General features: G+C 62.0%; 25 protein-coding genes. 7 read left to right on the top strand and 18 right to left on the bottom strand.

The window, feature by feature from the left end:
- Nucleotides 1-6 precede the first annotated feature (6 nt).
- The 8 genes from ACW4TB_RS26885 to ACW4TB_RS26850 all read right to left on the bottom strand — a co-directional run bounded on the left by ACW4TB_RS26885 (nucleotide 7) and on the right by ACW4TB_RS26850 (nucleotide 6055).
- Nucleotides 7-783, bottom strand: coding sequence for a response regulator transcription factor (locus ACW4TB_RS26885; RefSeq protein WP_254466615.1), 777 nt, complete (start codon nucleotides 781-783; stop codon nucleotides 7-9).
- A 119-nt stretch (nucleotides 784-902) separates the two neighbouring features.
- On the bottom strand, nucleotides 903-1373 hold the full coding sequence (locus tag ACW4TB_RS26880; RefSeq protein ID WP_012316389.1) for an A24 family peptidase: 471 nt from the start codon (nucleotides 1371-1373) through the stop codon (nucleotides 903-905).
- A 94-nt stretch (nucleotides 1374-1467) separates the two neighbouring features.
- Entirely contained in the window at nucleotides 1468-2037 is a 570-nt protein-coding gene (locus ACW4TB_RS26875; RefSeq protein ID WP_279933229.1) for a DUF4136 domain-containing protein, read from the bottom strand.
- 19 nt (nucleotides 2038-2056) lie between these two features.
- Entirely contained in the window at nucleotides 2057-2692 is a 636-nt protein-coding gene (locus ACW4TB_RS26870) for a DUF4136 domain-containing protein (RefSeq protein ID WP_012316387.1), read from the bottom strand.
- Between the two features lie 21 nt (nucleotides 2693-2713).
- Complete coding sequence (locus ACW4TB_RS26865; RefSeq protein ID WP_012316386.1) at nucleotides 2714-3463, bottom strand: methyltransferase domain-containing protein; 750 nt, start codon at nucleotides 3461-3463, stop codon at nucleotides 2714-2716.
- Nucleotides 3460-3765, bottom strand: coding sequence for a MazG-like family protein (locus tag ACW4TB_RS26860; protein WP_012316385.1), 306 nt, complete (start codon nucleotides 3763-3765; stop codon nucleotides 3460-3462). The genes ACW4TB_RS26865 and ACW4TB_RS26860 overlap by 4 nt, the downstream gene beginning before the upstream one ends.
- Nucleotides 3766-3848: 83 nt before the next feature.
- Entirely contained in the window at nucleotides 3849-4700 is an 852-nt protein-coding gene (locus ACW4TB_RS26855) for a MaoC family dehydratase (protein ID WP_012316384.1), read from the bottom strand.
- Between the two features lie 2 nt (nucleotides 4701-4702).
- Nucleotides 4703-6055: a 3-oxoacyl-ACP reductase gene (locus ACW4TB_RS26850; RefSeq protein ID WP_279933224.1), complete on the bottom strand. Its 1353-nt coding sequence runs from the start codon at nucleotides 6053-6055 to the stop codon at nucleotides 4703-4705.
- Between the two features lie 118 nt (nucleotides 6056-6173).
- On the opposite strand from ACW4TB_RS26850, the gene ACW4TB_RS26845 reads away from it, so the two are divergent.
- Nucleotides 6174-7451 (top strand): acetyl-CoA C-acetyltransferase, encoded by a 1278-nt coding sequence (locus tag ACW4TB_RS26845; RefSeq protein WP_279933222.1) that lies wholly within the window; start codon nucleotides 6174-6176, stop codon nucleotides 7449-7451.
- A gap of 70 nt (nucleotides 7452-7521) precedes the next feature.
- On the top strand, nucleotides 7522-8301 hold the full coding sequence (locus tag ACW4TB_RS26840) for an AraC family transcriptional regulator (RefSeq protein WP_254466609.1): 780 nt from the start codon (nucleotides 7522-7524) through the stop codon (nucleotides 8299-8301).
- A gap of 59 nt (nucleotides 8302-8360) precedes the next feature.
- On the opposite strand, the gene ACW4TB_RS26835 is transcribed toward ACW4TB_RS26840, so the two are convergent.
- From ACW4TB_RS26835 to ACW4TB_RS26820, 4 genes are all read right to left on the bottom strand, one after another.
- Entirely contained in the window at nucleotides 8361-10307 is a 1947-nt protein-coding gene (locus tag ACW4TB_RS26835) for a methyl-accepting chemotaxis protein (RefSeq protein WP_012316380.1), read from the bottom strand.
- A gap of 180 nt (nucleotides 10308-10487) precedes the next feature.
- Nucleotides 10488-10892 carry a Cu(I)-responsive transcriptional regulator gene (gene cueR / locus ACW4TB_RS26830; RefSeq protein ID WP_012316379.1) on the bottom strand — a complete coding sequence of 135 codons (405 nt, stop codon included), beginning with the start codon at nucleotides 10890-10892 and terminating at the stop codon, nucleotides 10488-10490.
- Nucleotides 10889-13288, bottom strand: a complete 2400-nt coding sequence (locus ACW4TB_RS26825) for a heavy metal translocating P-type ATPase (RefSeq protein ID WP_254466607.1) — start codon at nucleotides 13286-13288, stop codon at nucleotides 10889-10891. The genes cueR and ACW4TB_RS26825 overlap by 4 nt, the downstream gene beginning before the upstream one ends.
- Before the next feature lie 52 nt (nucleotides 13289-13340).
- Entirely contained in the window at nucleotides 13341-13727 is a 387-nt protein-coding gene (locus tag ACW4TB_RS26820; RefSeq protein WP_012316377.1) for a hypothetical protein, read from the bottom strand.
- 145 nt (nucleotides 13728-13872) lie between these two features.
- Between ACW4TB_RS26820 and ACW4TB_RS26815 the strand changes: the two genes are divergently transcribed.
- From ACW4TB_RS26815 to ACW4TB_RS26805, 3 genes are all read left to right on the top strand, one after another.
- Nucleotides 13873-14070: a heavy-metal-associated domain-containing protein gene (locus ACW4TB_RS26815; protein ID WP_012316376.1), complete on the top strand. Its 198-nt coding sequence runs from the start codon at nucleotides 13873-13875 to the stop codon at nucleotides 14068-14070.
- Between the two features lie 108 nt (nucleotides 14071-14178).
- Nucleotides 14179-15360, top strand: coding sequence for a multidrug effflux MFS transporter (locus ACW4TB_RS26810; protein ID WP_012316375.1), 1182 nt, complete (start codon nucleotides 14179-14181; stop codon nucleotides 15358-15360).
- A 645-nt stretch (nucleotides 15361-16005) separates the two neighbouring features.
- Nucleotides 16006-16713: an ArsR/SmtB family transcription factor gene (locus tag ACW4TB_RS26805; RefSeq protein ID WP_012316373.1), complete on the top strand. Its 708-nt coding sequence runs from the start codon at nucleotides 16006-16008 to the stop codon at nucleotides 16711-16713.
- 18 nt (nucleotides 16714-16731) lie between these two features.
- Here ACW4TB_RS26805 and ACW4TB_RS26800 read toward each other — a convergent pair whose 3' ends face one another.
- From ACW4TB_RS26800 to ACW4TB_RS26780, 5 genes are all read right to left on the bottom strand, one after another.
- Nucleotides 16732-17679: an adenosine deaminase gene (locus ACW4TB_RS26800; RefSeq protein WP_012316372.1), complete on the bottom strand. Its 948-nt coding sequence runs from the start codon at nucleotides 17677-17679 to the stop codon at nucleotides 16732-16734.
- Nucleotides 17680-17785: 106 nt separating this feature from the next.
- Nucleotides 17786-18472, bottom strand: a complete 687-nt coding sequence (locus ACW4TB_RS26795) for an SDR family oxidoreductase (RefSeq protein ID WP_279933210.1) — start codon at nucleotides 18470-18472, stop codon at nucleotides 17786-17788.
- Between the two features lie 363 nt (nucleotides 18473-18835).
- Nucleotides 18836-19420: an IMPACT family protein gene (locus ACW4TB_RS26790; protein ID WP_455828696.1), complete on the bottom strand. Its 585-nt coding sequence runs from the start codon at nucleotides 19418-19420 to the stop codon at nucleotides 18836-18838.
- Between the two features lie 9 nt (nucleotides 19421-19429).
- Nucleotides 19430-20092, bottom strand: coding sequence for a TetR/AcrR family transcriptional regulator (locus tag ACW4TB_RS26785; protein ID WP_012316369.1), 663 nt, complete (start codon nucleotides 20090-20092; stop codon nucleotides 19430-19432).
- A gap of 90 nt (nucleotides 20093-20182) precedes the next feature.
- Entirely contained in the window at nucleotides 20183-21100 is a 918-nt protein-coding gene (locus ACW4TB_RS26780) for a LysR family transcriptional regulator (RefSeq protein ID WP_012316368.1), read from the bottom strand.
- Nucleotides 21101-21224: 124 nt separating this feature from the next.
- On the opposite strand from ACW4TB_RS26780, the gene ACW4TB_RS26775 reads away from it, so the two are divergent.
- Complete coding sequence (locus ACW4TB_RS26775) at nucleotides 21225-22565, top strand: aminotransferase class III-fold pyridoxal phosphate-dependent enzyme (protein WP_455843120.1); 1341 nt, start codon at nucleotides 21225-21227, stop codon at nucleotides 22563-22565.
- Between the two features lie 73 nt (nucleotides 22566-22638).
- A complete protein-coding gene (locus ACW4TB_RS26770) occupies nucleotides 22639-24132 on the top strand; it encodes a CoA-acylating methylmalonate-semialdehyde dehydrogenase (protein WP_012316366.1) in 1494 nt (497 codons plus the stop codon).
- A gap of 57 nt (nucleotides 24133-24189) precedes the next feature.
- On the opposite strand, the gene ACW4TB_RS26765 is transcribed toward ACW4TB_RS26770, so the two are convergent.
- A partial coding sequence (locus tag ACW4TB_RS26765; protein WP_455828700.1) for a hypothetical protein occupies nucleotides 24190-24403 on the bottom strand: 214 nt, incomplete at its 5' end.

Genomic DNA, 24403 nt, shown 5'->3' with positions numbered 1-24403 from the left:
TTTCACTCAATGGGTGGTGAACCGCTGGTGCACCGGCGACGAACTGGGTGTCAACGCCAGCGCCAGTTGCGTGCGGTTGTGCATATGGGTCAGCCGCAACACCTGCGAAACATACAGTTTCACGGTGTTTTCGGTGATCCCGAGCTCGCAGGCAATCTGGTAGTTGGTCTTGCCTTTGCTCACCAGCCGGGCCACTTCCAGCTGGCGTGGTGAGAGCTTCTCGAACGCGGCAGGCAAGTCGCTCTCACCCTCTTCGACATCGCTGGCGCGGCGGTGGACTCCCTGGCCCCGAGCTTTCTCCAGGTCCTGGTAAAGCTCATCGATGCAGCCCGCCAGGTCTTGTAACCGTTTGTTTAGATTGCCCAGGTTCTGGAAGTTGGATTTGCGTTCCAGCAAAACTTGCTCCAGGCGACGCACGCCTTCGAGCAGTTCGTCGAGGTCGACGGGTTTTTGGTAGTAATCAGCAAAGCCTTCGCGCAGCGCACGAATCACGTCCTGCTTGTCGGCCCGGCCAGTGAGCATGATCGCTTCGAACATGCGCTGGCGCCCGGCAATTTCTTTTAGCGCCCTCACCAGTTCAATGCCATCGCGCTCGGGCATGTGCAGGTCGCACAGCACCAGGCCAATGGATTCATCTGCCACATAGCGCTCGATGGCTTCGTCTGTTGAATGCGCGGCCACGCAATGGTGGCCCTGATTCTCGAGATACTCACACAACTGTTCGACGATCAGGGGCTGGTCATCAACCACCAGAACCTTCACCTCACTGAATGACTTGTTCACGATCAACTCCCTGTTCCTAAGCGGCCCTGCTCCCGGGCCAGACGCTCTGGCAGCTTAACCATAGACGCTGCTTGCGAACCTGTACAACGCATGTACAAGTTATCGGACAACGGGACTGATTATTGGATCCATACCGCTGTGAGCAGAAAGCCGGCCAGCACATAAGGCACAAAGGCTTGTTTGTCGCCCATTTGTTCGGTGAGCGCCTGCAGCCGCTTCTTTACCTTGGGGTTGAACAGGGTCCACAGTCGGCGGCGAGTCAGCAGCCACAACAACACGCTTACGCCAGCACCGATAAAGGTCCCGAGCACATACTGATGACTGGTCGCCAACGCCAGAGCGCCCATCAACTTGACGTCGTCAGCGCCGAAGTGGCCGAGCATGTAGCCGGGCAAGGTCAATAACATGACGATGGCCAATGCCCAGCCGGCATCGCTGGCGTCGGCGCCAATCCAGGTGTGGCCGGTGAAGAACAGCCAGATCAGTGCACCCGCTGCCACGCCCAAGGTCAGGACGTCGGCGATCTGGCGTTCGCGAATATCCTGTTCAGTGCACAAGGCAAGCCACATCAGCAGAACAATGCTTTGCATTGGCAGGTCGATCCTTATTCGTTGAACACGTCTACCCGTCAAGTCAGGTTTATCAACAGGGTAGACGCGATCTGACGAACGGGCTATGCCATGCTCATTTGGCCCTGCCTGGCGGGTAATTGCCCAGTACCTGGCCAACGGTCTTCTGGATGGCGCTGTTGCGTTCCTCAGGGCTGGGCGGGTAGTTGTTCATGATCTGCTCTGCACTGCCGCGCCAGACCAGTTTGCCGTCGCGGCCATCGAACATGTCGACCTGGATGGTCGCCACCTTGTAATCGATGCTACGGGTTTCGTTGTACATGGGCCCGCCCCAATAGCCACCCCAATAGCCCCCCCAGCCACCGCCGTAGTTGGTGGTGATCTGCTGCTGGCGTTGTTCGACGATCAGGTAAGCACGCACTCTGATGTCAGGTTGTACATCGCCTTGGGCCGGGCGCAGGCCGCGCTGGTCGAGCTGGTCGGCGACGGCCTGGCGGATCCGCTGTTCGGTGAGGTCGCTTTTGATACGCGGGTCATCCGGGCGGTAGTGCAGGGCCGGCTCTTGCCAGGCCCAGCTGCGGTATGCGGCAAAGTCTCGGCTGGCGTCGAAATCCTGCTGGACGTTGTTGCTGGAGCAGGCGGCAAGCAACAGCACGAATGACAGTAGAACGAAGCGACGCAACATGATGGTTCTCCGTTAGGCACTAACTGGGAGGATAGCCGCTGAGCGCCTTGTGTACCGATTCGCGCAATGCGCTTTCGCGGTCTCGCGGCGAGCTTTTGTCACTGCCGCTTTCAGCACTCGCGCTCCACACCGGCTGACCGTTGCGGGCGTCGAACAGGTCGATGCGCACCACCATCACTTCAACTTCGTAAGTGCGTACGATCGGCACGCTGCCATAGGCGCCGTAACCGTTGCGGTAACCGCCGAAACCGACACCGCCGTAGGGGGCGGGGCCGTAGTAGGGGTCGTAGTAGTCATAGTCGCGTACCTGGCGCAAACGCCGCTCCAGGCGCATGTCGGCACTGACCAGCAAGTCGCCGGTCGCGCCCCTGGCCGGGCGCAGTCCATGCTGGTCGAGGGCGCCACTGACGGCATCGGCCAGTTGCCCCGGGTCGGCGTCGGCAGTGCCGCTTGGTAACTGGCCGTCGCGCCAGCTCCAGCTGCGGTAACGGCCATAGTCACGCGGTGGGGCCGGGTAGGCACTGGCGTCGAAGGTGCTGGCCGCCTGCGCGGGGGCCGGAGGCAAGGGGCGGCTGCTGGCAACGTACGGGTTGCTGCCCTGACAGGCGCTGAGGGCAAGCGGGAGCAAGGCCAGGCACAGCAGGCGGTACGGCATGAAATCCTCCCGGAGGGTGGGTCAGCGAGGGCGGCACATCCAGTGCAGGTAGCGGCCAAGCCCGGCAAAGCTCGGGTGGCGGCGGTGGGCCAGTTCCATTTCCAGCAGGTCGAGCATCTCGGCCTTGGCCTGGAATTCCCTGGGCATGTAGTCGTGGAAAACTCGCACGCCACTCTCGGTTTCGACCTGCCACAGAGGATCAAGTTGCACCTTGAGCTCACGCGGATCAAGCGGTTTCTGCGGGGTGAGGCTCTGTTTTTCACCTTCCAGGCGGTTGCTGCGCAACTTGCGGAAATGGCCCTTGAGCAGGTTGCGATAAACCAGCGCATCCCGGTTGTAGAAGGCCAGGGACAACCACCCGCCAGGTGCGGTCAGTTGGTGCAGCACCGGCAGGATGCTCTCTGGCTCGGCCAGCCATTCGAGCACGGCGTGGCACAGCACCAAATCGTAGGGCTCGGTGAGCTGACCTAGCAGGTCCTGCCATGGCGCCTGGATGAACGTGGCGGTCTGGCCGGCATCGGCAAAGCGCGTGCGGGCACCTTCGAGCATGGGTGCGGCCGGTTCGGCCAGGGTCAGTTGGTGACCGCGCTCGGCCAGCCATAAAGCCATGTGGCCGAGCCCGGCTCCGATGTCGAGTACCCGCAGTGGGCGGTCGGGGAGGGCGTCGGCCAGGTCGGCCTGCAGTACGGCCAGGCGGATCGCGCCTTTGGCGCCGCCATAGATCTTCTCGGCGAAGCGAGTGGCCAGCTCATCGAAGTGACGGTCGTTCATCGGGCGAAGCGCCTTTCGGTGTCGGCCAGCTTGGCCCGTACCACCTGCTCCATGTCCAGGCCCAGTTCGCTGCACAGCAGCAGCAGGTAGAGGATGACGTCACCTACCTCTTGGCCGGCGTGGGCGAGTTTGTCCGCAGGCAGTTGGCGCGATTCGTCCTCGCTGAGCCATTGGAAAATTTCCACCAGCTCGGCCATTTCCACGCTGGCGGCCATGGCCAGGTTCTTCGGGCTGTGGAAGCCGCGCCAGTCGTTGTTGTCGCGGATCTGGTGCAGGCGTTGAGTGAGTTCTTGCAGGTTCATTGCGGGTCTCCTAGTGCCGCATAGCTTCCTTGCAGCCCCAATGCAAAGCAAGAGGATTCAGGGGCCAAAGGTGCCTGCGGCCTTCAGAGCGAACCCCAGCGACCGACCATGTGCAGCAGTTCACCATGCCCATCCAGGCGCAGCTCACCGGCAGGGCCGGCGGCGCTGGCACTCAACACCACCTCCGAGGGCAACCGCACTGGCTTGCGGAAATCCACTTCAAAGGCATACCCGCTGCCTGGTAGGTGCCCACGCAGCGCTGCCAGCGCCATGGCCTTGCTCCACATGCCATGGGCGATTGCCTTGGGGAAGCCGAACAACCTGGCACTTGTGGCGCTCAGATGAATCGGGTTGTAGTCGCCACAGACTTTGGCGTAGCGCCGCCCAATATCGCTGTCGGCGTACCAGCGGGTCGTTTCAGGCAACGGCTGCGGTTCGCTTTCCTCGCGCTCTTCGGGCTGCCCTTCAAGTTTCAAGCCGCGCACCAGCATGCGGCTGGTTTCGCGCCACAAAAGGCCAAGGCCATCTTCGGCTTCGGTGATCAGGTCGAACGTGCCACCTTTGGCATGTGGCTGCAGGTTGTCGGCATACACTGCAAAGTGCAGCCCGTCGATGCCACCCAAGGGGCGCAGTACCTCGATGCGGTTGTAAAGGTGTACCAGGCCCAGCAGCGGGAAAGGGAAGCCTTGGGCGGTCAGCAATTGCATCTGCAGGGTAAACGCCATGATATGGGGGTAGGTGCCCGGCAAGCGGGCGTCATCGGTGAAGTGGCAAAGATGGCGGTATGCCGTGAGATTGCCGGGATGAACGCGGATGAAGCAGCGCAGGCCATCGGCTGGAAGTGTGTCGCCGGTGATCTTGCGTTTGCTGGCGGCGCGCAGATAGAGGCTTGCCCGTGAGTCGGGGCTGTTCAGGTCATGCCAGTGCCTGTTCATGCTCAAGCTCCCATCAATGCCTGGCCACAAACCCGCAGCACTTGGCCATTGACCGCGCCGGAGCCGGGCTGGCTGAGCCAGGCGATGGCCTCGGCAACATCCTGCGGGCGCCCGCCCTGGCCCAGCGAGCTCAGGCGCCGCCCGGCTTCACGCAGGCCCATGGGCATGGCGGCGGTCATGTGCGTCTCGATAAAACCGGGGGCCACGGCATTGATGCTGCCACCTTGAGCGCCGAGCTTCGGCGCCCAAGCTTGGGCAAAGCCGATCAGCCCGGCCTTGCTTGCGGCATAGTTGGCCTGGCCGCGGTTGCCGGCGATGCCGCTGACCGAGGCCAGCAGGGTGATGCGTGCGTCTGCGCCCAGTGCGCCGCCTTCGTACAGCGCCTGGGTCAGTACCTGTGGTGCTTTGAGGTTGACCGCCATGACGGCGTCCCAGTAATCAGGGGTCATGTTGGCGAGGGTCTTGTCTCGGGTGATGCCTGCGTTATGCACGACAATATCGATGCCGCCGGGCAAGGCCTGGAGCAGCTGCGCGGCGGCGTCGCTGGCGCAGATGTCCAGCCCCAGCGCCTTGCCGCCCAGGCGGGCGGCGAGGGCATCGAGGTCTTGCTGGGCCTGTGGCACGTCCAGCAGCATCACCTCGGCACCATCACGCGCCAAGGTTTCGGCAATGGCGGCGCCGATCCCTCGTGCGGCACCAGTGATCAGTGCCCGGCGCCCGGCGAGCGGCCGCGTCCAGTCCTCGACCTGGCTGGCACAGGCCTGCAAGCGCAGCACTTGACCTGAAATGAATGCACTCTTGGGTGACAGAAAGAAGCGCAAGGCGCCTTCGAGCTGGTCATCGGCACCTTCATCCACGTACAACAGCTGCGCCGTCGCACCGTTGCGCAATTCCTTGGCCAGCGAGCGGCTGAAACCCTCCAGGGCACGCTGGGCGACGCTGGCCAGCGGGTTGTCGATGTCTTCCGGTGCGCGCCCGAGTATGACCACATGGGCGCAGGGTGCCAGGCTGCGCAGCAACGGCTGGAAGAATTCGCGCAACTGCTTTAGCTCATCGCTGTCCGACAGATGACTGGCATCGAAGACCACGGCCTTGAGCTTGGGCCCCAGGCCAGCCACCCAGGCGGGGGCCTGCAGGCTTACGCCATTGAAGCTGTAGCATTCGTCAGTCAGGCGTGGAGCGATGGCTTCGACCTGATTTGCCAGAGGCCCTCCGCCGATGACCAGCGCACCTTCCACCGGGCGCAGGCGGCCGAGCTGCCAGCGCTCCAGCGGTGCAGGACGCGGCAGGCCGAGGGCATCGACGAGACGGCCGCCGAGGTTGGAGTTGGCAAAGCCGAGATAGCGATCGCTCATGTGCGGGTCTCCCTTGAGGCAAGCATTGAAGTGTGGACCAACTTTGTCGGGAGGTCGTTCGAATGCGGCAAAAACACCTAGGCTGTTCGGATCGATTTGTTTCAGGAGGAACCTACACATGCGTGCACTTCGCCGGGTCGCGATTCTGGGCGGCAACCGAATCCCTTTCGCCCGCTCCAACGGCGCCTACGCCACTGCCAGCAACCAGGCGATGCTCACGGTCACGCTGGAGGGCCTGATAGAACGCTACCGCCTGCACGGATTGCGTCTGGGCGAAGTAGTGGCCGGTGCGGTGCTCAAGCATTCTCGCGACATGAGCCTGACCCGTGAATGCGTGCTCGGTTCGCGGCTGTCGCCGCAGACACCGGCCTACGACATTCAGCAGGCTTGCGGCACCGGGCTGGAGGCTGCCCTGCTGGTGGCCAACAAGATCGCCCTCGGGCAGATCGACAGCGGTATTGCCGGTGGCGTCGACACCACGTCCGATGCCCCGATCGGGGTCAATGAGGGGCTGCGGAGCATCTTGCTGCAGGCCAACCGCGGCAGGACTCTGGGTGAGCGGTTGAAGCCCTTCCTGCAGTTGCGTCCGGGGCATCTGAAACCCGAGCTGCCGCGCAATGGCGAGCCGCGTACCGGGTTGTCGATGGGCGAGCATTGCGAGCGCATGGCCCTGGCCTGGCAGATCGGCCGCGCCGAGCAGGACGAGCTGGCTCTGCTGAGCCATCAGCATCTGGCAGCGGCCTATGCCGAGGGTTGGCAGGATGACCTGCTGACACCGTTTCTGGGCCTTGCGCGCGACAACAACCTGCGGTCGGACCTGACTCTTGAGCAGTTGAGCAAGCTCAAGCCCGCGTTCGACCGCAGTGGTTTGGGCACACTCACAGCAGGCAATTCCACACCGCTGACCGATGGTGCGTCGCTGGTGCTGCTGGGCACAGAGGAGTGGGCGCAGGCACAGGGCCTGCCGGTGCTGGCCTATCTGGTCGATGGCGAGACTGCTGCCGTGGACTTCGTCAAGGGGCGGGAAGGGCTGCTGATGGCGCCGGCCTATGCGGTGCCGCGGCTTCTGGCGCGCAATGGCCTTACCCTGCAGGACTTCGATTACTACGAGATCCACGAGGCATTTGCTGCGCAGGTGCTGTGCACGCTCAAGGCCTGGGAAAGTGCCGAGTTCTGCCGCGAGCGGCTGGGGCTGGATGCCCCCCTGGGTGCGATCGATCGAAGCAAGCTCAACGTCAAAGGCAGCTCATTGGCGGCAGGGCACCCGTTTGCGGCGACCGGGGGGCGGATCCTGGCCAACCTCGCCAAACTGCTGGCGACGGCTGGGAAGGGGAGAGGCTTGATTTCGATCTGCGCGGCGGGCGGGCAAGGGGTGACAGTGATCGTCGAGCGGTAACTGCCTGAAGGGCTGTAGGGGCGCTCTGGCGGGTGTTAGGCTTGTCTGGTCAGAACTACAAGAATTCACCATGCCGATTATCGGACACCCCCGCGCCATCCCTGCCCTGGTCCATTTGCCCAGGCCGCTCTATGCCCGTGCTGAAAGCCTGGGGGCCGGCTCCTGGACCACCCGCCACAGCCACGACTGGGTGCAGTTTTCCTATGCGATCAGCGGCGTGCTGGGTGTCTACACGCGTGATGGCAGCTATTTCGCGCCGCCGCAGTGGGGCGTGTGGATCCCTGCCGACGCCGAACATGAAGTGGTGACGTCCGGGCGGGCGGAAATGCGCAGTCTGTACATTCGCCGCGACGCTTGCCCGTGGGCTTCTGCGCAGTGCCGAGTACTGGAAGTGACCCCGCTGGCGCGTGAGTTGATAAAGCAGTTCTGCGTGTTCCCGCCGCACTATCCCGAAGGCGATAGCGTTGAAGGGCGCTTGGTTGCGGTGCTCCTTGACCAGCTTCGTACCTTGCCTGAAGTGGGTTTTTCCCTGCCACTGCCACGGCATGCAGGCTTGCTGGCGCTGTGCAATAGCCTGATTGCCACACCGGATCAGGTGCAGACCCTGCAGCAGTGGGCCCGCCAATTGCAGTGCTCGGAGAAGACTCTGATGCGCCTGTTCCAGCGCGAGACGGGCTTGAGTTTCCGCAATTGGCGCCAGCGTATGCGGCTATTGTCGTCGCTGGCGTTGCTGGAGGCGGGAGAGAGTGTGACCGAAGCGGCTCTGGGGTGTGGTTATGATTCGACTTCGGCCTATATCGCAGCTTTCAAGCAATTGTTTGGCTCAACGCCAGGCGAGCTGAAGTTGTAGTAGGGGCTGTAACGGCCTCTTCGAGGGTTTATCGCGAAGAAGCCGCTATAGACGACCGGTCAGGTACGGAAGCGTCGTACCAGCGAATCCAGCTCATTGGACAACCCGGCCAGGCTTTCCGAGTCCTGCCGCGCCGCCTGAGCCAGGTCGGCCACCAGCTGCGCATCACCGTGAATCTGGCTGATATGGCGGTTGATGTCTTCGGCAACCTGGTGCTGTTCTTCCGCCGCGGTGGCGATCTGCGTGTTCATGTCGCGGATGATGTCCACCGACTCGCGTATCTGGCCAAAGCTGTCGCGGGCCAGGCCAATGCGGCTGACCGACTGTTGCGACACTTCCAGGCTGGCATGCATCTGCTCGGCCACTTCGGCGGTACGGCTGGCCAGGTTGCCAAGCAGCCCGTCGATTTCAGCGGTCGAATCGGCGGTGCGCTTGGCCAGCGCCCGGACCTCGTCGGCAACTACCGCAAACCCACGGCCCTGTTCGCCGGCGCGGGCGGCTTCGATCGCGGCATTGAGCGCCAGCAGGTTGGTCTGTTCGGCAATCGAGCGAATGGTACCGAGGATCGACTGAATGGCATTGCTGTCGCGCTCCAGCTGCTGAATCGACTGCGCCGACTGCTCGATCTCCTGGCTCAGCCGGTCGACACTGCTGACGGCCGCATCGATCTGCTGCTGGCCTTCGCGGGCCTGTTGCTGGCCGCTGTCGGCCGATTGCGCGGCCTGGCTGCAGGAGCGGGCAACCTCGTTGGCGGTGGCGACCATTTCGTGGAATGCGGTGGACACCATGTCCACCGCTTCGCGCTGGCGCCCGGCGGCCTCGGCCATGTCGCTGGAGACCTGAGTGGAGCTGGTGGACGTGCTGAGGATCTTGCTCGCCGCCGCGCCGATGTGCTGGATCAGGCTGCGGATGGCACCGAGGAATTGGTTGAACCAACCGGCCAGTTGCGCGGTTTCATCACGCCCGCGGACTTCCAGGTTGCGGGTCAGGTCGCCTTCGCCCTGGGCGATGTCTTCCAGGCCACTGGAAACACTGTTGATGGGGCGCACGATGAGTTTGGCGAATGTGGCACCGACTACGGCGAACAGCGCGGCCAGCACCAGCGCGACGCCGCCGATGAGCCAGGTGAGGCGGGTGGTGGTTTGCATCACTTCGCTTTGTTGGATCAGGCCTATGAAAGTCCAACCGAGTTTTTCGTCGGGGTAGACGTTGGCCATGTAGCGTACGCCGCCGATGTCGACTTCAGCCAAGCCCTTGCCGGCCTTGGCCAGCTCGGCATAGCCGTCGCCGAAGCTGGCCAGCTGTTTGAAGTTGTGACTGGCATCGCGCGGGTCGACCATCACGTTACCGTTGTTTTCCATGAGGATCAGGTAGCCGCTTTCGCCCAGCTTGATCTGCTGGACGATCTCGGTCAGGCCCTTGAGCGATACGTCGATGTTGACCACGCCACCGGGGCTGCCCAGCTGGTTGGCAACGGTACGCACGGTGCTGACCAATACGGCATCGTCGCCGGCCCAGTAGTAAGGGGCGGTGCGCAGGGTCTTGCCAGGGTTGGCCATGGCCGCTTGGTACCAAGGGCGGGTGCGCGGGTCGTAGTTGCTCATGTTCGGGTCGCCTGGCCAGAAGGCGTAGCCGCCGTCTTGCAGGCCATAGGACACGTAGGCGTAGTCCGGATGGCTTTTGGCCAGACGCGTGAACAGCTCGAACAGTGTCTTGTCCTGTTCGCTCGGGGTGATTTGCGCAGCGTCGGCGCTGATGTGTTTCTTGACGTTGTCGCTGCTACCGGTGACCTGCGGGAGGCTGGCCAGGTAGTCGACGTTCTGGGTGATGCCCTGGAAAAACAGGTTCATCGCGTTACTGACCTGGCGGATTTCCCGGCTGCTGCCGTCAAGAAAATCCTCGCGGGCTTCGCCGCGCAGGTTGATGACCACCAAGGTGGCTACGAGGACGATGGGCAGTGCGGCGATGACCGCGAATGCCCAGGTCAGTTTCTGTTTGATGTTCATCGACGCTCCCGGAATTTATTTTTTTCGACACGCGAGGCAGGTAGAAACTGTATCGGCGGCGTCCGGGGTTTTTTGAATGAAAATGCCCGTATTTATTGGGCCTAGGCGCATTTGGCGACTATTCGGTCGGCTTCAGGCTAATATGGCATACCAAGTGCGTGGGCGTGGTGGCCAAATGCGTCAGTGGCAGCACTCGCCCCCTTTTGCGAGATCTTTGAGTATCGGGCAGTCAGGGCGGTCATTACCTTTGCAGTGGGCTACCAGTTCGCTCAAGGTGTCGCGCAGGCTGGCCAGTTCCTCAATGCGCCGGTTCAGCTCATTGATGTGTTGCAGCGCCAGAGCCTTCACGTCGGCGCTGGCGCGCTGCCGGTCCTGCCACAAGGTCAGCAGCTTGCCCACCTCTTCCAGGGAAAACCCTAGGTCGCGTGAGCGCTTGATGAAGGCCAGACTGTGCAGGTCCTCTGGCTGGTACAGGCGGTATCCGCTGTCGCTGCGGGTGGCCGGCTTGAGCAGGCCGATGGCTTCGTAGTAGCGGATCATCTTGGTGCTGAGCCCGCTGCGGCGGGCGGCCTGGCCTATATTCATGGGGCCTCCTGCGAGGTGCTGGTGGGTTTCCAGGTCTTGAGCCACAAGGCATTGCTCACCACGCTGACGCTGGACAACGCCATGGCGGCGCCGGCCAGTACCGGGTTCAGGTAACCCAGCGCGGCCAGTGGGATGCCGATGAGGTTGTAGATGAATGCCCAGAACAGGTTCTGGCGAATTTTCGCATAGGTCTTGCGGCTGATTTCCAGGGCGGCAGGCACCAGGCGTGGGTCGCCACGCATCAGTGTGATGCCTGCTGCCTGCATGGCCACGTCGGTGCCCCCGCCCATGGCGATGCCGATATCGGCAGCGGCCAGGGCCGGGGCATCGTTGATACCGTCACCGACCATCGCCACCACACCGTGCTTTTTCAGTTCGGCTACCGTGGCGGCCTTGTCGGCTGGTAGCACTTCGGCGTACACGTCATCGATGCCGAGAGTATCGGCTACCACCTTGGCGCTGCCACGATTGTCGCCGGTCAGCAGGTGGCTGCTGATATGGCGCTTGCGCAGGGCTGCGATGGCCTGTTCGGCACCGGGCTTGATGCTGTCGCCGAAGGCGAACAGCCCCAGCACGCGAGGCTGTGCGCCTCGTTCAATCAGCCAGGACAGGGTACGGCCTTCGGCTTCCCAGGCCTGTGCTTCTGTGGCGAGGGCGCCGGGTTGCAGGTTGCACTCGTCGAGCAGGCGCCGGTTGCCCAGCGCCAGTTCGCGGCCTTCCACCCGGCCAGCGATGCCACGGCCGGTAAGGGACTGGCTGTCGGCTACCGTGGAAACCTCTAGGCCTTGCTCGGTGCAGGCGTCGAGTACCGCCTTGGCCAAGGGGTGTTCGCTGCCACGTTGCAGGGCCCCCGCCAGGCGGTGCAACTCGGCACTATCACCGACCAGTGCCTGGCTGTGGACAACGCGCGGGCTGCCGGAGGTGAGCGTTCCGGTTTTGTCGAACACCACGCGGTTCACCGCATGGGCGCGCTCCAGCGCCTCTGCGTCCTTGATCAGGATGCCGTGGCGCGCGGCAACGCCTGTACCCGCCATGATTGCTGCAGGTGTGGCCAGGCCAAGGGCGCAAGGGCAGGCAATCACCAGCACGGCAACGGCATTGATCAGCGCGGTCTCCAGCGGGGCGCCGGCCAGCGACCAACCGATCAGGGTTAGCAGTGCGATTACCAGCACGGCCGGGACGAAAATCTGGCTGACCCGGTCCACCAGTTTCTGGATGGGCGCCTTGGCTGCCTGGGCGTCTTCGACCAAGCGGATGATGCGGGCCAGCACGGTTTCTGTACCCAATGCCTTGGTGCGCACCAGCAGCCGGCCCTCGCCGTTGATCGCGCCGCCTGTAACCCTATCGCCGGGTTGCTTGGGCACTGGCAGGCTTTCGCCGCTGATCAGGGCTTCGTCGGCGTGGCTGCTGCCTTCTTCCACTTCACCATCGACCGGGAAGCGCTCCCCTGGCTTGACCAGCACCAGGTCACCGAGCCGTAATTGGGCAATTGCAACGTCTTCTTCATGGCCATCGACCACCCTTACTGCGCGCTCGGGGCGCAGTGCTTCGAGGGCACGTATGGCGCTGGCGGTCTGGCGTTTGGCCCGGCTCTCCAGGTACTTGCCCAGCAACACCAGGGCGATCACCACCGCCGACGCCTCGAAGTACAGGTGCGGGGTCATCCCGGCAGATGCCTTGGCCCATTGGTACAGGCTAAGACCATAACCGGCACTGGTGCCCAGCGCGACCAGCAGGTCCATGTTGCCGGCGCCGGCGCGCACAGCCTTGTAGGCCGCCACATAAAATCGCGCGCCAAGGATGAACTGCACGGGGGTGGCCAGAGCGAACTGGGCCCAAGCCGGCAACATCCAGTGCACACCAAACGGTTGAAGCAGCATCGGCAACACCAGGGGCAGGGCCAGCAAAAGGGCGGCGCCGACGGCCAGACGTTCGTTGCGCAGGCGGCGCTGGACGCCTTCTTGGTCATTGTTGACCGACAGCGGCAGGCTGGCACTGTAGCCGGCCTTTTCGACCGCGCCGAGCAGCAGGTTGTTATCAAGGCCTTGCAGCACCTGAAGGTGGGCACGTTCGTTGGCAAGGTTGACACTGACCTGCTCAACGCCCGGTAGTTTACCGAGCGCGCGCTCGACACGGCCGACGCAACTGGCGCAGGTCATGCCATCGATCTGTAGCTCTACGGTGCGGGTCGGTACCTCGTATCCGGCGCCGCGCACAGCCTCGACCAGGGCGGGCAGGCTGCCGGCCGGGGCCTGGACCCTGGCCTGTTCGTTGGCGAGGTTGACGCTGACCTGTTCAGCGCCGCTCACCTTGCGCAAAGCGCGCTCGACACGGCCAGCACAGCTGGCGCAGGTCATGCCGGAGATCGGCAGGTCAAATAAAGTGGATGCGGGCATGGCACTCCTCCTTGGACAGGCCACCAGCATCAACCTTGCCATGTGGGGAAGGTCAATAGTCCAGGTTGGCTCGCCTCAATACCAGCCCATTGTGGCCCATGGCAATGCGGTACTTGTTGATCTGACCCGCTTGCAGGGTCAGTCGAGTGCTGCGCTGGTCTTCCAGGCCGGGCGCGCAGCCGGGCATCTGCCCCGGCAGCAGGCGCAAGCGTACGTCAACAGGGCCGGGCGGCAGGTTGAAGGAGGTCGACTGTTCCTGGAACACGCGCCCGGAAAGCTGGTCGTTGAGGTAGACACCGATTTCGCAGCTGGTGGCCACTTCCAGGCGTTCGCGTGAAATGATCAGCACGCTGTAGTCCGAGTTGCCTTCGGCGCTTGCCGGTGGCACCGCGGCCAGCGTGCCCAATAGCCCGACAACGCCCACTGCTGTCCTGAACATGAAGAATCTCCTGCTTGCCGAATCGTCAAAGGCGCAGCTTGGCCGAGGTTCGTGCGGATTTCCAGCCCGGCCGTTGGATGCAGAACTTGACCTTGCCCCGATGGCAAGCTTGAAACTGCGCAAAACCCTGAAGGAGGCAACACCCATGCAAGTGTTCAACGTACAAGGCATGACCTGTGGCCATTGCGTTAAGGCGGTGACCCGCGCGGTGCAGGATCAGGATGCAAATGCTAAGGTCGAGGTCGACTTGGCCGGCAAGCAGGTGCGTGTGCAGAGTGCTCTGGCTGCTGAGCAGTTGCTGGCTGCGATTCGTGAAGAGGGCTACCAGGCTGACGTGGCCTAAGGTCGAACGGGCCGCTTGGGCGGCCCTGTTTTGTTGCAAATGTTTTCATGCTGATGGTGTCCACTGCAGGTAGACTTACGCACTTGCTTAGCCTGCTATGGATTCCTCATGAACCTGCGAATGGTGCTTATCCTGGGTGCACTCAGTGCGTTTGGGCCGCTGGCGATCGACTTTTACCTGCCCGCCTTCCCGGCCATGGCGCAGGCGTTCGCCACCGACGAAAAACACGTCCAGACCACTCTGGCCGCCTACTTCCTCGGCTTGTCGCTCGGGCAACTGGCGTACGGGCCGGTGGCCGACCGCTTTGGCCGGCGCAAGCCGCTGCTGTTTGGCGTAGCGCTTTTTACCCTGGCGTCCCTGGCCTGTGCCTATGCGCCCAATCTCGACACGCTGATCCTGGCTCGCTTCGTCCAGGCACTGGGCGGCTGCGCCGGCATGGTGCTATCACGGGCCATCGTCAGCGACAAGTGCGACCCGGTGGCCTCTGCCAAAGTGTTCTCGCAACTGATGCTGGTGATGGGGTTGGCGCCAATTCTTGCGCCGATGCTCGGCGGCGTATTGGTTAATCTGGCTGGCTGGCAGTCGATTTTCCTGACATTGAGCCTGTTCAGTGCTGCTTGCCTGGTGGCGGTCGGCCTGGGGTTGCCAGAGAGCTTACCCGCGCACATGCCGCGCCAGCCGTTATCGGGCGCTTTGCGTCAATACCTTCGGTTGTTGGCTGACCGCACGTTCTTTGGCCATGCCCTGACAGGGGGGATTGCCATCGCGGGTATGTTTGCCTACATCGCAGGTTCACCTTTCGTGTTCATCAAGCTCTACGGTGTGCCGGCCGAACACTATGGCTGGTTGTTCGGTACCAATGCGGCAGGTTTCATCCTGGTGGCGCAGATCAACGCGCGCCTGCTGGCAAAGCGTGGCCCGGCCTTCCTGCTGGTGCGTGCAGTCTGGCTTTATCTGGCCGCGGGGCTGGCGTTGCTCGGTGTGGCAGCGCTGCGCCCAGCTGAACTATGGCCATTGCTGGTGCCACTGTTCATCTGCATCGCCAGCCTGGGCTGCATCATCCCCAATGCTTCGGCGTGCGCCATGAGCGGCCAGGGCGCACGCGCCGGCAGCGCCTCGGCCTTGATGGGCTGCCTGCAATTCAGCGTCGCCGCAGGCGCGGCAGCGTTGGTCAGCCTGCTGCACGACGGCAGTGCAGTGCCCATGGCGTTGGTAATCAGCCTGTGCGGAGCACTGGTGGTCAGTGTTGCGCTATTGACCCGGCGCTTGCAGGCCACGCGCCCGGCTTGAGCGGGTGAGGTGCGCGCAGACGGGCTTCCAGCGTGACGACGAAGGCACGTGCTTCTGCTTCGCTGCGGAAGCTCACCACATGCTGGTCGAGCCTGACCTCCCAGGGGCAGTTGGGGTTACGGTTTGACGCACTGACTACAATCTCCATCGCGGCATACCTCCGAATGGTGGAAGAGCGGCTCAAGTGTAGCGCTGCAGTTACGTGGTGCCAGGGCATTAATGGGTGTCCTGACTGGCGGTCAGGGCATTTTCCGGCAGGGGCGTCAGACGCTTCCAGATGCAATTTCTGGAGGGTGTAGAACCTTCGCTTTTATTTGCGCTATTTATGGAACGGCGCTGTCGGCAGAGTCTCTGCCCGCACGGGGCCGTTCTTCCTCGTGCGTTGTTTCTTCCCTTCCATTTCGCGGTCTGATGCCTATCGCCTAAAACTGAGGCGGGGACCGTTCGCCTATGTCAATCGATCAAGGGTTGCCCTACCCACCCCCCTTTGCCCCCCCAGGTCTGTCTGCACGGCTGCCGGAGGAGCCGTTCATGCAGCTTATACTGACCCCGGTGCCAGGCCGGTAGCCGCTAGGGGGGCGCAATCGGCGTTGCCAATGTTGGCCATTGGAATTCAGATGTGATCTTGCAGGGAGTTAAAGGGACATGAATACAGTCAGCAGTATCAGTCAGATTGCCGGCCTGATGGCCGACCCTAAGCGGAGCGCTATGTTGTGGGCGCTGATTGATGGCACGCCGCGACCGACCGATGAGCTGGCGATGATGGCTGGGTTGACCTCCTCCTCGGCCTGTGCCCATTTGTCATTGCTGTCTTCGGCAGGCCTGCTCAGGCTTGAGGCGCGCGGTCGCAAGCGTTACTTCCGGCTGGCGACGCCGCAGGTGGGTGCGGCCGTAGAAGCCTTGGCCAGCGTGCAACTGGGTAATGACAGAGGCGCGCAGGCCAAGCCGCTGCCGATGCCAATGTCGATGCGCCGGGCGCGTCGTTGCGGTGATCACCTGGGCGGCGAATTGGCCGGTGAGCTCTATCACCGGTTGGTGGTAGCAGGCTGGCTGGAGGGCAGCGTGCACCAGATGATGGTCAGTGAGGAGGGCCGGGCGCAGTTGGCAGGCATTGGCGTCTATATCGATGCACTGGCGCCTCAGCAGCAGCGCGGTTGCGTGATCTGCCACTGTAATGAGTGGAGCGACCAGGGGCCTCATCTTGGCGGCAGCCTGGGGCAGGCCTTGCTCACGTTGTTCCTGCAATCAGGATGGATACGTGAGGCGGAGAATTCGCGGGCATTGCAGATCTCGGCCCTGGGGATTCAGCAGATCAATCGCATTGCCCGCGTTCCGACGTTGCAGGTGGGGTAACTGCAACGCCGTGGCTGCTCAGACCAACCGTGCGTCCAGGCTGTTCTGCGCGAGGCGGCGAGCCTGGTCTTCGGTCATGCCCAAGTGAGTGTGCAAGGCATGGAAGTTTTCGGTGACGTATCCGCCGAAGTAGGCGGGGTCATCCGAGTTCACGGTCACCTTCACGCCGCGCTCAAGCATGTCGAGGATGTTGTGCTGGCTCATGTGATCGAACACACAGAGCTTGGTATTGGACAGGGGGCACACGGTGAGTGGGATTTGCTCGTCGATGATGCGTTGCATCAGGCGTTCGTCTTCTATGGCGCGCACGCCATGGTCGATGCGCTTGATCTTGAGCAGGTCGAGGGCTTCCCAGATGTATTCGGGTGGGCCTTCCTCGCCAGCGTGGGCCACGGCCTCGAAGCCTTCGCTGCGGGCGCGGTCGAAGACGCGCTGGAACTTGCTCGGCGGGTGGCCTTTCTCGGAGCTGTCCAGGCCTACCGCGATGAACGCGTCGCGGAAGGGCAGGGCCTGGTCCAAGGTTTTCTGTGCTTCTTCTTCGCTCAGGTGGCGCAGGAAGCTCAGGATAAGGCCGCTGCTGATGCCCAATTGTTCGCGACCATCCTTGAGTGCCTGGTTGATACCGTTGAGCACTACTTCGAAAGGGATGCCGCGGTCGGTGTGGGTCTGCGGGTCGAAGAACGGTTCGGTGTGGATGACATTCTGTGACTTGCAGCGCTGCAGGTAGGCCCAAGTCAGGTCATAGAAGTCCTGCTCGCTGCGCAGCACGTCCGCACCTTGGTAATAAAGGTCGAGGAATTCCTGGAGATTGTTGAAAGCGTAAGCGCTACGCAGGGCTTCCACGTCGTTCCAGGGCAGGGCGATCTTGTTGCGCTCGGCCAGGGCAAACAGCAGCTCGGGTTCGAGTGAGCCTTCCAGGTGCAGGTGCAGTTCAGCCTTGGGCAGGGCGTTCAACCATTCATACATAGCGGGTGTTCTCAAATCAGGTACGGTTGCCGCCATTCTACAGGGCCAGGCCGGGCATTGCGCCCGGCCTGGCCCTGCATTGTTTCAACCACTGATCAGGTTCAACTCACCAGACCAGCGATTCGCCCTTGTAGTTGATGAAGCGCAGCCCGCCGTTGCCGCTTTGCGCTTTGATCTGTTCGAGCATGCCCTGGGTACTGGTGAGTACGTCGATTTCGGCGTTCTCGCCGCCCATGTCGGTCTTTACCCAACCCGGGTGCATGGCCAATACGCAAAGGTCTGGTCGCTGCAGGTCGACCACGAAGCTGTTGATCATCGAGTTCAGGGCGGCCTTGCTCGCCTTGTACAGGCAGACCTCTCCACCGTCGGGTATGGTCACGCTACCCAGGATCGAGCTCATGAACGCCAACACGCCCGAGCCTTCACGCACTTGGCCGGCCAGGCGGCGGGCGACGCGGATCGGCGCCACGGCGTTGGTCATGAACAGGTCGCCGATTTCATTGCGCTGTACGGTTTCCAGGTCCTGCGGCAGCGGCCCCATGACGCCGGCATTGACGAACACCAAGTCGAACACTTCGCCTTGCAGGCGCTGCTTCAGGCCATCGAGCTGTGCGGTGTCGTTCATTTCCAACTGCTCGACGCGTACCCCTGGCACTTCGCCGAGAGCGCCGGGTTTTTGCGGGTCACGCACCGTGGCCGTAATTTTCCAGCCATCGTCGTGAAGGCGCTGCACCAGGCCAAGGCCAAGCCCGCGGGAGGCGCCGATGATGAGGGCAGTTCGTGGAGTCGTCATAGGAACATTCCTGTCGCGGTAGAAGAAAAGGATTTGAGCATACTGCAGACTGACGTCATGCGCCGCATCACAAGTGGTCAAGAAATGATCAATGGCGTTTGGCCGTGTGTACCCGGGCGCTTCGCTTGTTGGCTAACGGGTTATCCACAGGCTGTTCCACAGTTAATGTGCGCAAGCTGCCAGGCGGCCTGAGTGATGTACGCTTGACGACTGGGGAAAACTCCCCACAGCTCAGCGGGTTGAGCCTTCCATCATATTGTGATCAAAAAATGCTCAATGCTCTGCAGGCCTTGAAGGGCGTGGCCTGCATCAGAATGCCCCAAGCTTATCCACAGGCAGGCCCACAGTTGTTGTGGGCAAAGGTCAGTGGGCTTCCAAGAGGATGCGCCCGCGGCTGAGGTCGGCCAGTTGCTGTTGCAGCGCGCCGATGTGTTCTTCACCTACCGCAATGTGCAGATCCACCCCGTTGGCGGTGAACCGTTCTTCCAGCACCAAAGCGTCGACTTCGGCCAGGCGCAGTTTGACCAGGGCCAGTTCGCTGAAGCTGCAGCTGCAGCTGTACTCGCTGCGTTGCACCAGCAGCCTTTTCGGCGCCTGCTGCAGGCACTTGTTGGCACCGCCACCATAAGCCCGGGCCAGGCCGCCCTTGCCTAGCTGGATGCCCCCGTACCAGCGGATCACCAACACCACGACCTGGTCACAATCCTGGGCTTCTATGGCAGCCAGGATTGGCCTCCCGGCCGTGCCGCCAGGTTCGCCATCATCGCTGCTGCGGTATTGCCCGCCCAGCTTCCAGGCCCAGCAATTGTGCGTGGCAGCCAAGTCGCTATGGCGTTCGATGAAACTCATCGCCTCGGCGGCGCTGGATATCGGGCCGGCGAGGGTAATGAAGCGGCTTTTGCGGATTTCCTCGCGAAACTCGCAGAGGTCGAGCAGGGTAGAAGGCATAAGTCGATGTCAGGCACTCGGCGTGATGCCGCACCCCTTGAGGATGATGTGGATAAGGTTATTGCTCGCATCTTCCATGTCTTGCTTGGTCAGGCGGCTGCGGCCGGTAACCTGGCAGATCTGGGTGGCGAAGTCGGCATAATGCTGGGTGCTGCCCCAGAGCAGGAATATCAGGTGAACCGGGTCTACCGGGTCCATCTTGCCTGCTGCGATCCAGGCCTCGAATACCGCCGCCCGGCCACGGAACCACTCGCGGTAGTCGGCGCTGAAGTACTCGGTCAGACAAGTGCCGCCGCTGATCACCTCCATGGCGAAGATCCGGGAGGCTTGCGGATTGCGCCGGGAGAACTCCATCTTGGTGCGGATGTAATGGCTCAACGCAGTACCGGGATCGTCATCGACGCTCAAGGCGTTGAAGGTGCTGTCCCAGAGCTCGATGATGTTGCTCAACACGGCAATGTACAGGCCGAGCTTGTTGGTGAAGTAGTAATGCAGGTTTGCCTTGGGCAAGCCGGCCTTCAGCGCAATGGTATTCATGCTGGTGCCCTTGAAGCCATGGCGGGCGAACTCGTCTTCGGCGGCCTGGATGATGGCCTGTTCGTTCTTCTGGCGGATGCGGCCAGCGGGCTTGCCCGAGGCGGATAGGCGATGCGCAGGGACTTCTAGGGTCATGGACGATTCCGTACAGGTCTGTGGCAACGGATGTCGGACAAGATTACCTTCCTGCGCTCAAGTAACAAGCATTAGCGTCACAAGCAGGCATCAGCGTGTCGCAGCCAGGCTTTCAAGGAAGCTTTCCAGTACCAGGTTTGGCCGCCGACCCTTGCGCGTTACCCAACTCAGGCTCAGGTCATAGAAGCGCTGCGAGGGCTTGAGAGCGCGCAGGCGACCTTGCTGGACCCAAAACGTGGCGTAGTGGTCGGGTAGGTAGCCGATGTAGCGGCCGGTAAGGATCAGAAATGCCATGCCCTCACGGTCCGAGGCGCTGGCGGTGCAGTTCAGTGCCTGATAATGGGCCTGGATTTCGGCGGGCAGGCGGAAGGTCGGAGCGATTGCCTCCTGGCTGTTGAGTCGGGCTTCGTCGATCTGCTGGTCATCGGCATAGAACAATGGGTGGCCGACCGCGCAGTAGAGCAGCGAGCGTTCGCTGTACAGCGGTTGGTACTCGAGGCCGGATAGCGGGCTGGTCTGCGGGACCACGCCGACATGCAGGCTGCCATCGAGCACACCCTGCTCGACCTGGCTTGGGGCGATCATGCGGATCTGGATGCGCACCTCGGGGCCGCGATCCTTGAGTTCGGCCAATGCATGAGTGATGCGCATGTGCGGCAGGGTCACCAGGTTGTCGGTCAAACCGATGTTCAGTTCTCCGCGCAGATGCTGGTGCAGGCCGTTGACTTCGGTACGGAAGGTTTCCAGCGCACTGAGCAGTTGCAGGGCCGAGTGGTAAACCTCGCGGCCCTCCTCGGTCAGCGAAAAACCGGCGCGGCCACGCTGGCACAGGCGCAGGCCCAGGCGTTGCTCCAGGTCATTCATCTGCTGGCTGATGGCCGAGCGGCCAATGCCCAGCACGTTTTCGGCAGCCGAGAAGCCGCCGCACTCGACCACGCTGCGGTAGATCTTCAGCAGGCGGATGTCGAAATCGCTGACTTGGGCGAGGGGGTCGGGGCGTCGGCTCATAAGTTTAGTCTTGCGCTACCTGAAGATTAGAAATGTAGTCTTTTTCAGACTTTATCCACGTGCGAATTTAGCTGCAACAACATCCATCGTTGCCTATTCGTTTTTCGAGGAACCGCCGATGAACATGCCCGAAACCGCTCCTGCCGGTATCGCAAGCCAGCTCAAGCTGGATGCGCACTGGATGCCTTACACCGCCAACCGCAATTTCCATCGCGACCCACGGCTGATCGTGGCGGCCGAAGGCAATTACCTGGTCGATGACAAAGGGCGCAGGATCTTCGATGCCTTGTCGGGCCTGTGGACGTGCGGTGCCGGGCATACCCGCAAGGAAATCACCGAGGCGGTTGCACGTCAGCTCGGCACCCTGGATTACTCCCCTGCCTTCCAGTTCGGTCACCCGCTTTCGTTCCAGCTGGCCGAGAAGATCACCGCGCTGACCCCCGGCGACCTGAATCACGTCTTCTATACCAACTCCGGTTCCGAGTGCGCCGATACCGCGCTGAAGATGGTCCGCGCCTACTGGCGCCTGAAAGGCCAGGCCACCAAGACCAAAATCATTGGCCGTGCCCGTGGTTACCACGGTGTGAACATCGCTGGTACCAGCCTGGGTGGCGTAAACGGCAACCGTAAGATGTTTGGCCAGCTGCTGGACGTCGACCATTTGCCGCACACTGTGCTGCCGGTCAATGCCTTCTCCAAAGGCCTGCCGGAAGAGGGCGGCATCGCCCTGGCTGATGAAATGCTCAAGCTGATCGAACTGCACGATGCTTCGAACATCGCTGCTGTTATTGTCGAGCCGCTTGCGGGTTCGGCTGGTGTACTGCCGCCGCCGAAGGGCTATCTGAAGCGCCTGCGTGAAATCTGCACCCAGCACAATATTCTGCTGATCTTCGACGAAGTGATCACCGGCTTCGGCCGCATGGGTGCGATGACGGGGGCCGAGGCCTTTGGCGTGACCCCTGACCTTATGTGCATCGCCAAGCAGGTCACCAACGGCGCCATTCCGATGGGCGCGGTAATCGCCAGCAGCGAGATCTACCAGACCTTCATGAACCAGCCGACCCCGGAATATGCTGTGGAATTCCCGCACGGCTATACCTACTCGGCTCACCCTGTTGCCTGCGCCGCAGGTATAGCTGCGCTCGACTTGCTGCAAAGGGAAAATCTGGTGCAGTCGGCGGCCGAGCTGGCACCGCACTTCGAGAAGCTGTTGCACGGCGTGAAGGGCACCAAGAACGTCGTCGATATCCGTAACTACGGCCTGGCCGGCGCCATCCAGATCGCCGCCCGTGACGGTGATGCCATCGTCCGCCCTTACGAAGTGGCGATGAAGTTGTGGAAGGCAGGCTTCTATGTACGCTTTGGTGGCGACACCCTGCAGTTCGGCCCAACGTTCAACACAACGCCGCAGCAACTGGATCGCCTGTTCGACGCCGTCGGCGAAAACCTGAACCTGATCGACTGATCTTTCCGATTGTGACGCCAGGCGCGTGCACGTATCGCGCGCCTGTCTCTACCTTCTTTACCTGGAGTTTTGAATGAGCATTGTTCAGCACCTGATCCACGGCGAGCTGGTTTCCAAGGGTGAGCGCACCGCCGATGTCTTCAACCCGTCCACTGGCCAGGCCGTGCGCAAGGTCGAGCTGGCTAGCCGCGCGACCGTGCAGGAAGCGATCGACTCTGCCAAAGCAGCTTTCCCTGCCTGGCGCAACACCCCGCCGGCCAAGCGTGCCCAGGTGATGTTCCGTTTCAAGCAGCTGCTGGAGCAGAACGAGGCACGCATCTCGCAGATGATCAGCGAAGAGCATGGCAAGACACTGGAGGACGCGGCCGGCGAACTGAAGCGCGGTATCGAGAACGTCGAGTTCGCCTGTGCGGCGCCTGAGGTGCTCAAGGGTGAATACAGCCGTAACGTCGGCCCGAACATCGACGCCTGGTCCGACTTCCAGCCGCTGGGTGTGGTCGCCGGTATTACGCCGTTCAACTTCCCTGCCATGGTCCCCTTGTGGATGTACCCGTTGGCCATCGCTTGCGGTAACGCCTTTATCCTCAAGCCGTCCGAGCGTGACCCGAGCTCGACCTTGTACATTGCCCAGTTGCTTCTGGAGGCCGGCCTGCCCAAGGGCATCCTCAACGTGGTGCACGGTGACAAGGAAGCTGTGGACGCGCTGATCGAGGCGCCGGAAGTAAAAGCGCTGAGCTTTGTGGGCTCGACCCCGATCGCCGAGTACATTTATGCCGAAGGTACCAAGCGCGGCAAACGTGTCCAGGCACTGGGCGGAGCCAAGAACCATGCAGTGCTGATGCCCGATGCCGACCTGGACAACGCGGTCAGCGCACTGATGGGCGCTGCCTACGGTTCGTGCGGCGAGCGTTGCATGGCTATTTCGGTGGCGGTGTGTGTGGGCGACCAGGTTGCCGATGCGCTGATTGCCAAGCTGGAGCCGCAGATCAAGGCGCTGAAGATCGGTGCCGGCACCTCGTGCGGCCTGGACATGGGACCGCTGGTGACGGCTGCTGCCCGTGACAAGGTAGTGGGCTACATCGATGACGGTGTTGCTGCTGGTGCCAAGCTGGTGGTGGATGGCCGTGGCTTCCGTGTGGCGGGTAATGAAGATGGCTACTTCGTGGGTGGCACCCTGTTCGACAAGGTGACGCCAGAGATGCGCATCTATAAAGAAGAAATCTTTGGTCCAGTGTTGTGCGTGGTGCGGGTGAACAGCCTGGAGCAGGCCATGCAACTGATCAACGATCATGAGTATGGCAACGGGACCTGTATCTTTACTCGTGATGGTGAAGCGGCACGCCTGTTCTGTGACGAGATCGAAGTGGGCATGGTTGGCGTGAACGTGCCGCTACCGGTGCCGGTGGCGTACCACAGCTTTGGTGGCTGGAAGCGCTCGCTGTTTGGCGACCTGCATGCTTATGGCCCGGATGGGGTACGGTTCTATACCCGTCGCAAGGCGATTACCCAGCGTTGGCCGCAGCGTGCGAGCCATGAGGCGTCGCAATTTGCCTTCCCTAGCCTGTAAGGTATGAGAAGCGAAGCGGGGAGGCCGGCAGGCCTCCCCGCTTTGTCTTAGGCAATATCAAGGTTTATTGAAATTAAATCTTGACGGGCGTTCGAATCCCCTTATAATGCGCCCCACTTCCAGCGCAGTCGGAACGAGAAACTCCTTGAAATTCAACGAGTTGCTTAATCCAGGTAGTACTGGAGGTGCTTCGGTCGACTGATCGATAGCGGTTAAAATGGTGGTTGACAGCGCTTCTAAACGCTGTATGATTCGCCTCCCGCTACGAGAG

The sequence above is a fragment of the Lelliottia jeotgali genome (assembly GCF_977070485.1).
The sequence above is the reverse complement of the archived record's forward strand: the minus strand, read 5'-3'. Positions and strand labels throughout refer to the sequence as shown.

Bases quoted from the DNA above. Each gene is read 5' to 3' on its own strand.
- ACW4TB_RS26770 (WP_012316366.1), top strand. From the start codon at position 22,639: ATGAGCATTGTTCAGCACCTGATCCACGGCGAGCTGGTTTCCAAGGGT.
- ACW4TB_RS26860 (WP_012316385.1), bottom strand. From the start codon at position 3,765: ATGAACCTGCAAGAACTCACTCAACGCCTGCACCAGATCCGCGACAAC.
- ACW4TB_RS26820 (WP_012316377.1), bottom strand. From the start codon at position 13,727: ATGTTCAGGACAGCAGTGGGCGTTGTCGGGCTATTGGGCACGCTGGCC.
- ACW4TB_RS26850 (WP_279933224.1), bottom strand. From the start codon at position 6,055: ATGAGCGATCGCTATCTCGGCTTTGCCAACTCCAACCTCGGCGGCCGT.
- ACW4TB_RS26800 (WP_012316372.1), bottom strand. From the start codon at position 17,679: ATGTATGAATGGTTGAACGCCCTGCCCAAGGCTGAACTGCACCTGCAC.
- ACW4TB_RS26840 (WP_254466609.1), top strand. From the start codon at position 7,522: ATGCCGATTATCGGACACCCCCGCGCCATCCCTGCCCTGGTCCATTTG.
- ACW4TB_RS26815 (WP_012316376.1), top strand. From the start codon at position 13,873: ATGCAAGTGTTCAACGTACAAGGCATGACCTGTGGCCATTGCGTTAAG.
- ACW4TB_RS26795 (WP_279933210.1), bottom strand. From the start codon at position 18,472: ATGACGACTCCACGAACTGCCCTCATCATCGGCGCCTCCCGCGGGCTT.
- ACW4TB_RS26835 (WP_012316380.1), bottom strand. From the start codon at position 10,307: ATGAACATCAAACAGAAACTGACCTGGGCATTCGCGGTCATCGCCGCA.
- ACW4TB_RS26845 (WP_279933222.1), top strand. From the start codon at position 6,174: ATGCGTGCACTTCGCCGGGTCGCGATTCTGGGCGGCAACCGAATCCCT.
- ACW4TB_RS26875 (WP_279933229.1), bottom strand. From the start codon at position 2,037: ATGTTGCGTCGCTTCGTTCTACTGTCATTCGTGCTGTTGCTTGCCGCC.
- ACW4TB_RS26855 (WP_012316384.1), bottom strand. From the start codon at position 4,700: ATGAACAGGCACTGGCATGACCTGAACAGCCCCGACTCACGGGCAAGC.
- ACW4TB_RS26785 (WP_012316369.1), bottom strand. From the start codon at position 20,092: ATGACCCTAGAAGTCCCTGCGCATCGCCTATCCGCCTCGGGCAAGCCC.
- ACW4TB_RS26825 (WP_254466607.1), bottom strand. From the start codon at position 13,288: ATGCCCGCATCCACTTTATTTGACCTGCCGATCTCCGGCATGACCTGC.
- ACW4TB_RS26810 (WP_012316375.1), top strand. From the start codon at position 14,179: ATGAACCTGCGAATGGTGCTTATCCTGGGTGCACTCAGTGCGTTTGGG.
- ACW4TB_RS26790 (WP_455828696.1), bottom strand. From the start codon at position 19,420: ATGCCTTCTACCCTGCTCGACCTCTGCGAGTTTCGCGAGGAAATCCGC.
- ACW4TB_RS26780 (WP_012316368.1), bottom strand. From the start codon at position 21,100: ATGAGCCGACGCCCCGACCCCCTCGCCCAAGTCAGCGATTTCGACATC.
- ACW4TB_RS26870 (WP_012316387.1), bottom strand. From the start codon at position 2,692: ATGCCGTACCGCCTGCTGTGCCTGGCCTTGCTCCCGCTTGCCCTCAGC.
- ACW4TB_RS26880 (WP_012316389.1), bottom strand. From the start codon at position 1,373: ATGCAAAGCATTGTTCTGCTGATGTGGCTTGCCTTGTGCACTGAACAG.
- ACW4TB_RS26775 (WP_455843120.1), top strand. From the start codon at position 21,225: ATGCCCGAAACCGCTCCTGCCGGTATCGCAAGCCAGCTCAAGCTGGAT.
- ACW4TB_RS26865 (WP_012316386.1), bottom strand. From the start codon at position 3,463: ATGAACGACCGTCACTTCGATGAGCTGGCCACTCGCTTCGCCGAGAAG.
- ACW4TB_RS26805 (WP_012316373.1), top strand. From the start codon at position 16,006: ATGAATACAGTCAGCAGTATCAGTCAGATTGCCGGCCTGATGGCCGAC.
- cueR (WP_012316379.1), bottom strand. From the start codon at position 10,892: ATGAATATAGGCCAGGCCGCCCGCCGCAGCGGGCTCAGCACCAAGATG.